Raw genomic sequence first — 1,110 nt, 5'->3', positions numbered from 1 at the left:
GCGCGCCCCAGGCCGACGCCGCGCCCGGCGCCTTAAGAACCAACACCCCCCAGAAGAAAACAAGGGAAACCCCGCGATAGATAACCCGCATATCCACCCCCACAATTTCTATTGTGCAGCCCCCCGCTCCCCCGCCTAGACTCTCCCTCATCAAGCGACCCCCACGGAGTTCCTCATGCCTGCCTACGGCCCGCCGTTGAATTTCCAGCGCTGGATCCAGGACCACGCGCATCTGCTCAAGCCCCCCGTCGGCAACCAGCAGATCTGGCAAGACAGCGACTTCATCGTCACCGTCGTCGGCGGCCCTAACCACCGCACCGACTACCACGACGACCCGCTAGAAGAATTCTTCTACCAAGTCCGCGGCAACGCCTGGCTTTCGCTGTGGATCGACGGCAAACCCGAACGCGTCGACTTGAAGGAAGGCGACATCTTCCTCTTGCCCCCGCACGTCCGTCACTCCCCCCAACGCCCCGAAACCGACAGCGCCTGTCTCGTCATCGAACGCCAGCGCCCTCTAGGCCTGCTCGACGGATTCGAGTGGTACTGCCCGCATTGCCGCCACCTCGTGCATCGCGTCGAAGTCCAGCTCAAGAGCATCGTCACCGACCTGCCCCCGCTCTTCCAGGCCTTCTACCAAAGCCAGGAAAAACGCACCTGCCCCGGCTGCGGCGAAATTCATCCCGGCAAGGGCCAAGCCCCGTCCGCGCAGCCCACCCCCGCCCAGGCATCCACCTAAGATGATCCAGAAAATCGACATGCACGCGCACTTCTTCCCGCCGATCACCCGGCAGGAAGCCGCTGCGCTCGACCCCGTCAACGCGCCCTGGCTGCGTCCCGACGGCAACGGCACGACCGGCCAGATCATGGCCGGCGACCGCCCGTTCCGCCCCGTCGACGCCACCCTCTGGGATCCCGCGCTGCGCATCGAACAGATGGACCGGCACGGCGTCGATGTCCAGATCCTGTGCGCCACGCCCATCATGTTCGGCTACACCTACCCCGCGCAGGCTGCCGCCGATTGGGCCGCACGCATGAACGATCTTGCGCTCGAACACTGCGCCCACGCCCCGGCACGCCTCAAATGCCTGGCCCAAGTGCCCCTGCAGG

General features: G+C 65.4%; 1 protein-coding gene and 1 pseudogene. Both read left to right on the top strand.

Translation table 11 applies throughout. The features are described from left to right. Positions 1–175: 175 nt before the first annotated feature. A complete protein-coding gene (locus tag B3446_RS05635; protein ID WP_291378232.1) occupies positions 176–739 on the top strand; it encodes a 3-hydroxyanthranilate 3,4-dioxygenase in 564 nt (187 codons plus the stop codon). Between the two features lies 1 nt (position 740). Further along, positions 741–1,110, top strand: a pseudogene (locus tag B3446_RS05630) (amidohydrolase family protein); the annotation flags it as partial.

This window comes from Achromobacter sp. UBA5777 (assembly GCF_002418565.1).
Classification (GTDB): domain Bacteria; phylum Pseudomonadota; class Gammaproteobacteria; order Burkholderiales; family Burkholderiaceae_B; genus Achromobacter; species Achromobacter animicus.
This window is presented reverse-complemented; position numbering and strand designations above follow the sequence as displayed.

What these genes read in the sequence shown, in the direction of transcription:
- B3446_RS05635 (WP_291378232.1), top strand. Translation starts at nt 176, where the DNA reads ATGCCTGCCTACGGCCCGCCGTTGAATTTCCAGCGCTGGATCCAGGAC.